The 6,788-nt window shown below is 56.8% G+C and carries 7 protein-coding genes and 2 pseudogenes; 1 reads left to right on the top strand and 8 read right to left on the bottom strand.

Annotated elements, in window-relative coordinates; translation table 11 throughout:
- A pseudogene (locus CEK65_RS16060) lies at nt 1-249 on the top strand (integrase core domain-containing protein); the annotation flags it as partial.
- Between the two features lie 49 nt (nt 250-298).
- On the opposite strand, the pseudogene CEK65_RS16055 reads toward CEK65_RS16060, so the two are convergent.
- The 8 genes and pseudogenes from CEK65_RS16055 to CEK65_RS16015 form a co-directional block, all read right to left on the bottom strand.
- Nucleotides 299-1,015: pseudogene (locus tag CEK65_RS16055) on the bottom strand (type IV secretion system protein); the annotation flags it as partial.
- Nucleotides 1,016-1,050: 35 nt separating this feature from the next.
- Nucleotides 1,051-2,400, bottom strand: coding sequence for a DUF6792 domain-containing protein (locus CEK65_RS16050; protein WP_152182325.1), 1,350 nt, complete (start codon nt 2,398-2,400; stop codon nt 1,051-1,053).
- The gene (locus tag CEK65_RS16045) at nt 2,397-2,993 is read right to left on the bottom strand and encodes a hypothetical protein (protein ID WP_226980605.1); all 597 of its coding nucleotides are present in this window, start codon (nt 2,991-2,993) and stop codon (nt 2,397-2,399) included. The genes CEK65_RS16050 and CEK65_RS16045 overlap by 4 nt, the downstream gene beginning before the upstream one ends.
- Nucleotides 2,994-3,060: 67 nt before the next feature.
- Nucleotides 3,061-3,585, bottom strand: coding sequence for a hypothetical protein (locus tag CEK65_RS16040; RefSeq protein WP_152182324.1), 525 nt, complete (start codon nt 3,583-3,585; stop codon nt 3,061-3,063).
- 331 nt (nt 3,586-3,916) lie between these two features.
- On the bottom strand, nt 3,917-4,450 hold the full coding sequence (locus CEK65_RS16035; RefSeq protein ID WP_226980604.1) for a DUF4189 domain-containing protein: 534 nt from the start codon (nt 4,448-4,450) through the stop codon (nt 3,917-3,919).
- Between the two features lie 17 nt (nt 4,451-4,467).
- Complete coding sequence (locus CEK65_RS16030; RefSeq protein ID WP_193314814.1) at nt 4,468-5,013, bottom strand: DUF4189 domain-containing protein; 546 nt, start codon at nt 5,011-5,013, stop codon at nt 4,468-4,470.
- Nucleotides 5,014-5,687: 674 nt separating this feature from the next.
- Nucleotides 5,688-6,236 carry a DUF4189 domain-containing protein gene (locus CEK65_RS16020; protein ID WP_157836463.1) on the bottom strand — a complete coding sequence of 183 codons (549 nt, stop codon included), beginning with the start codon at nt 6,234-6,236 and terminating at the stop codon, nt 5,688-5,690.
- Nucleotides 6,237-6,252: 16 nt separating this feature from the next.
- A partial coding sequence (locus CEK65_RS16015; protein WP_193314813.1) for a type IV secretion system protein occupies nt 6,253-6,788 on the bottom strand: 536 nt, incomplete at its 5' end.

Genomic DNA, 6,788 nt, shown 5'->3' with positions numbered 1-6,788 from the left:
CGGCTCGGCCTGCGCCATCTGCGAACCCGCCCCTACACGCCACGCACCAATGGCAAGGCCGAGCGGCTGGTGCAGACCAGCCTGCGCGAATAGGCCTATGCGCGCTCCTATATCGACTCCACGCAACGCGCCAACGCCTTCTCGGGCTGGCTGCATCATTACAACTGGCATCGACCACACGCCAGCCTCGGCTACAAGCCGCCCATCTCCCGAATTCCACTGAACAACGTGGTGGGTTTACACAGCTAGACGATAATCCTCCACGACTTGATTGGGCAATATCAGTCGATGGAGCAGGTGTATCACTACTGCGCTGAGGCGGCACATACGACCCCGGCGGCTGCCCCTGAGGCCCAGGCGCGGAGGCAGCACCACTGAATGCAGAGAAGTGCATGAAGGACGCCATGCTGCCTTGCCACAGCGCGGCAGCCATCGGCGGCACTGACACGATCAGCAAGGTCATGAGCAATCCAATCCCTCCCTGCTGCAGCGCCTGCGACGACAAACCTTCCGCATTGCCCAGCGGGATGAGCTTCATGGCCCAGTAGGCCCCCGCCACCTTCACCGTGAACTTCAGGACCATCGCCGACACGACTGACAGCATGGCCATCGAGAACAGCGTTCCCAACACATAGTACAACCACTTCTTGAACAGGTCCTTGGTCTGCTCGAACATCAAAAAGAAGATGAAGATCGGCCCGATGCCGATCAGGAAGGCCAGAGTGAACTTGAACAGCAACAACATCGCACCGGCGACCATGGGCGGACCGGCCGTGCCGAATCCAGCCAACAGGATCGCTCGGCTCTTTTGATCGATCGACTCCGGATCGTTGGCGTTCACCTTCACCGCATCCAGGGCCGCCATCGCAAGCTGGGTGTACTCCAGATTCTGGTCGATCGCATCGGCTGCACTGGAATTATCATCGCCCGTGAACAAGCCGTGGATCTCTTTGTCCAGGTTATCGGTCATCGTCTTGTGCAGCATCGCGCCGTTGGCGCCGACGGTGGAGGCAATCTATGTCTACATCCAGTTCGATGCCCCCACGATTATCACCGCCCCTTCACCGATGCCTGTTGTTGGGGCGCATCCAGCTGCTGTGCCAGGTGCTGCGGCTCAGGCGCCTGATCCGTCCTCCGTTCCTGAACCAAAGGCGGCTTACCGGACAGATCCACCTTCACGCGGTAGCCGGGTGTGCTGCCTTCGATCCAGGCGCTTCCGCCCTCCAGCAGGGTCACGGCCTTGATCTGCTCCGGCCGTTCCATCCCCTCCCGCCGCGCTTGCGATGCCGCGTACGACACCGCGGCATCCGCGATGCCGGCAGGTAACCTGCTCTTGAGCATCTGGCAGAGAGGATCAGCCGGCCGCTCGGCAGGCGTCACGCTCGATTGCTCCGGCACCTTCAGCGGCGCCCGCCAGCCCTGTGGTTCTCCGCTCTCCATACGCGGCATATGCAGCCGCTGCATGTGCTCCGACCAATTCGGCACGCCGATGCTGTCGCGGCCCGCACCGGGCGCGAGCGGCCCGCGCAGGTCCGCAATGCCATCCTGCAGCAGCCCACCCCAACCCCGCGCACCCAGCGTCACCCCCAAGCGCAGCGCGGCAATATCATCCCGATACCGTTCGATCATCGGCGCATGGCGCTGTGCCAGGTGCTGTGCAGTCGCGTCTTCCAAGACCGAGTGCTTCGGCTTGCCCTCCTTGTCCACCGGGAGGAAGTTGTAGATGGTGTGTGAATCCGTCACCAACCCCTTCGCCGCACTAATCGGGTTGCGCAAACCACTGCGCTGGTCGTCATAGCCGGCCCGCTCCAAGGTCGCGATCTCTTGCTCCGTGGCGTACACGCGCACCTGGCCGTAGTGCCGGCTGGCGGCACTAACGGGATCTCCCGCCATCACGTGATTGATGACCGCGTTACCGCCTTCGGGAATACGACGATCCAAGCTGACCGCCCCATAGCCGTTGAAGGTTTCGCCTTTCAAGCCGAAGTGGTGCGCGGTGATTTCCGCGAGACCGCCACCGAGTGAATGGCCAGCGACCGTGACCTCGGGAGTCTTGCGTCCTTTGCCAAGCTTGTCCGCATACTCCAGGGCGTGCCTTGTGAACTCGATGGCGTCCGCCGCCTGTGCGTTGTGGCGGGTGGTTACCATCCCCCCATCGGCCATCAGGCCGTCACGCAATGGCTCGCGGTCGAACTCGCTGCCACGGTGTACGACGATGAGTTCTTTTGTATCCAGCCGTTGATAAAGGATGCCTTGATAGCCGGACGCGCTATCCATATAGCTGAGCCGCTTGTAGGACACGCCGCCTATGTCGACAGGCTTGCTGTTTTCTCCCGTTTCTCGCGGCTTTAGATATACATCGGCCGCAAGGGCGGCATATTGTTTTGTGTTCATGGTCATGGGAGCGCCTTCTCCGATGTCAGCGTCACTTTGAAGAGGTTGTGGCGTGCATGTTCATTAAAGTCATCCGGACTTGACTCACCGCTATCCGGAAAATCATCCATGTCTTCCTTGGGATAGCGTCCCTTCCAGAAATATGTGACCTTGGGCGTGGAACTATAAATCTCCTTCTTGAACAGCGCAGGCTCGTAACGCGTTTCTTCATGCTTGCCGGTCGCCTTCAAGGCAATGCCGACGCCCGTCAATTCAAAGCGGCACACGCCCATGCCGTAATAGTCGGCGTCGACCATGCCGTCGGCATATATCGTCCCCACATAATGTTCCCCGTCGACCTTCTGAAAGTTGATGGGTATACCTGCTTCTTTCGGCTTGGTTCTCACGCCCTCGAATGGCTCATTAAGCGGCGTGCACTGCTCATAATTGGCCATGTCATAAAACGCAGTACCTGAAACATACCCAAAGGGCCCTGGCGCATCTTCGATGGTCATCGTGATTCGATACGCTTGGGTCGGCTTGGTATTACGCTGATAGACTGGATCGCCATCGGCTGCCGTTTGCGCAACACCGTCGGCTTTTTCAGAAGCGGTATTCATCTGATTGCATCCGGCCAAGAGGGACAGAAGTAAAATGGCAGTAACAGTCTGAGCGTTCATAAGGGCGTTAGGCCACCACGGTGCTGCGCACAGCCCATTCGGCCTGCGCTAGGGCCTCGGTCAGCCAGCGGCAACTGCGCCGGATGGAAACACCGAGCAGCAGCAGGGCAACGATCAGAATCACGAACATCATTCCAGCTTCCGGCACGCGCATTACCACCGGCAGAGCGATTGGTAGCGCAATTACCGCCACGCTCATCATGAGTACCTGCACCGCTGCGCCAACGACGCCGAGGATGGACCTGCGCAACGGGCGCCGCTGTGCCGTGCATTCGCCGTGTGCCTGGAGGCGCTTCTTGGTGGCGGATGCGCGCAGCGCCAGCCGGAGTAGCATCGCTGCAATGCCGAGATGAAGGAGCGCTCCCAGGGCGGCCACGCTTTGCGCCAGCAACAGGATGAGGTCGCCTGACGTCCGATAGGCGAGCGCAGTCAGGCTGGCAGTCAGCGAGAGCGTCAAGAGGCAAAGGGTCAGCAACGCCCGTACATGCTGCACTGACTGCTGCCACTTCTCAGCGGATAGTGTTTGTCGCATGAGGCCAGGTCCGATTACGTATTGAGTAGATGGGGGCGTGCGGTGGCGGAAGAGGTCTTGGTTGGAGTCTGCGGGCCCTTGCTCACCCCGTTAGAGCCCGTGGCGGGATTGATAGGTGTCCAACAATCGCTGGGAACGCCTACTGTGCAGAAGAGGAAGGGGTTGTTGTAGAGAATGGTTTCGTACTAGCCGCCAGATTGTGCCATTGGCTGGATGGAAAAACCAAATAATAGCAAGCCTCGAACAGTCCACGCTTCTTCATGAGTTTCTCCTTGCTGAGACGCTTGACGGAAAGTCCAGGCCCTTGAACCAATCAAAACGGGAAAAGCGATCAATACTTCTCAAATACTGGTTCTGAGCATGCCTGATATATCACCTTGCATGTTGCTCCGGGATTCCTGCGTTCGCACCCCTCTGAAGCAGTCTCGACTGCCTTTTCTTTAGTTGGACCACCAGCAAACTGAATAAAACCATCCGGATTTGGCTGCCCATTAATCTGCGGCTCGACAATGACAGCGCATTGATTTTGATAAACCAGAGCCACCTTGCAGTTCTGTGCGCCTTTTTTTGCACATCGAGCTAACGCCTGGATCTTGGCTTCCGATTCGGACATTGCCCCAGTTGGAACGCCGTAGTACGGCACTGAATCGACTGTGCCGATCGCAATCGCACCCCAGGTCTTAATCCATTTGCCGCTAGGACGGGGAGGCGGCGTAGGTTGCTGCTGATAGTAACCAGGCGGAATTGGCGTGCATGAAGACATCGCACCACTGGCCTGGGCCGGCAACTGACCAGGCGGGCATCCATTTTCTGCATCTGCTGTGTTGGTTAAAAGGAGCATAGTAAAAAGGAGGCTGATCTTCATGCGCATTCCATCGAAACTCAAAATTTCTCGAATATCTGCTCCGTACAGGCTTTGTAAATCACCTTGCAATCGGCCTCTGACGTTGCAGCGTTGGCTTTTCTGCAATGAGCTTGAGCTCTCTGTATTGCATCAGTAATGGTCACGCCACCAGAAAAGCTGACTAGACCAATAGCCAGAGGCAACCCATTCGTTTGCGGTTCTGCAATTGCGGCGCATTGGTTGTGATAACTCAAGGCGATTTGGCAGTCCTTTTCCCCATGAGAGGCGCAGCGCCTGAGTGCATCGGCCTCGGCTTCTGCCTTGGATAATTTGCCCGTGGTGACCCCATAATTTGTCGTATTGTCTATTGATCCCATCGCGATAGCACCCCATGTCGTGAGCCACTTACCCAAAGGCTGTGGCGCAGGAGCCTGCTGTTGGTAGTAGCCAGGAGGAACAGGTGTACACGAGGCCATTGCGCCATTTGCCTGCGCCGGGAGTTGCCCAGGTGGGCAACCACTTTCTGCAGACGCAGCACCTACCAAGAAAAACGTAGCGAAGGTAAGATAACGGTTGAGCGCCATCTGAATCCCTCCCATAGCTTAAGTTGGTCGGCTATTATTCTCGGCGACTGACTCAGCAAAAAAACGCATCTTATCGCCTAGAATTTCTGAAAAATCTGCTCAGTGCAATTGGAGTAACCAATAGTACACTCCTTGCCGGCGTTATTTTTCTGACAACGTATAATTGCTTTCCTACTTATTTCCGCAAGTGGAAAGCCCGAGTCAACGCTCGCCACTCCTTCCCCTGGGGGCGTAACTACCACTACACATTGATTCTCATAAGCATGAACAATGCGGCATCGGTGAGAGCTGGCATTCTGGCACTTTTGCAAAGCATCCTTCTCGGCATCCGCTTTACTTAGTTTGCCTGTCGACACGCCAAATTGAGTGATATCATCACCCGCAACCGCGCCCCACGTTTTGAGCCACTTCCCGAGTGGGCGCGGTGGCGGAGCTGGCTGTTGTTGATAATAGCCAGGCGGTATAGGGCCACAGGACGCCATGTTGCCATTTGCTTGGGCCGGAATCTGCCCAGGCGGACACCCGTTTTCCGCTCGCGCGTTACCCATAGCGAAAAGCAGTGCAAGGCAAGCAGCCAGGGTGAATTTAATATCCATATATCACCTCGATGCAAACTGTGTACTAGAAACCCCGCTCCGTGACTGGGTTGCGCAATAGGCGGAAAGTGCCCAATTTTAAAACTTTTCAAATACTTGTTCGGTGCACGCCGTATAAACGACTTTACACTCGGCCCCAGCAAAATTTTTATTGACTGTTTTGCAATCGCTTACAACGTGCTTGCTTGCTTCCTGGATCGAAGCCGCACTAATAAACCTCACATGCCCATCTGTCAGCGGTAACCCATTTATCTGCGCCTCGGCCACGGCTACACATTGATTCCGATACTGGAAGACAATCTTACAATCAGTTTCCCCATGAGAGGCACAGCGCTTCAGTGCATCCGTCTCTGCTTCTGCCTGAGATAGCTTTCCAGTGGTGACCCCGTAGCTGGTAGTTGAATCTTTTGATCCCATGGCAATCGCGCCCCAAGTTTTGATCCACCTTCCAGACGGTCTAGGTACTGCGGGAGCTTGCTGCTGATAGTACCCAGACGGAATTGGAGTGCATGAAGTAATCGCACCGTTAGCTTGGGCCGGCAACTGACCTGGCGGGCACCCATTTTCCGCATGCGCAACGCCTGCTAAGAAAAGCGTAGCGAGGAATAGATAATGGTTGATTACCATCTGACTACCTTGTGATTCAGGTGAATCGACTGCTATTCCGATTGGTATTGGCATTGCCCATTGCCCCGCTACCTTCTTGCGGTGGCCCCGACGGTAGACGTCCCGCTGAATACCTTGTCACGTCAGCACTTCCAAGCGGCGTATCTTTGCCACCTTGCGGCGGCACATACGACCCCGGCGGCTGCCCCTGCGGCCCTGGCGTTGACGCGGCACCACCGGCGAACGCCGAGAAGTGCATGAAGGACGCCATGCTGCCTTGCCACAGCGCGGCAGCCATCGGCGACACTGACACGATCAGCAAGGTCATGAGCAATCCAATCCCTCCCTGCTGCAGCGCCTGCGACGACAAGCCTTCCGCATTGCCCAGCGGGATGAGCTTCATCGCCCAGTAGGCCCCCGCCACCTTCACCGTGAACTTCAGGACCATCGCCGACACGACTGACAGCATGGCCATCGCGAACAGCGTTCCCAACACATAGTACAACCACTTCTTGAACAGTTCCTTGATCTGCTCGAACATCAAAAAGCACATGAAGAACTGCCCGAAGCCGA

This window comes from Xanthomonas sp. LMG 12459 (assembly GCF_009192905.1).
In the GTDB taxonomy this organism is placed as follows: domain Bacteria; phylum Pseudomonadota; class Gammaproteobacteria; order Xanthomonadales; family Xanthomonadaceae; genus Xanthomonas_A; species Xanthomonas_A sontii.
The sequence above is the reverse complement of the archived record's forward strand: the minus strand, read 5'-3'. Positions and strand labels throughout refer to the sequence as shown.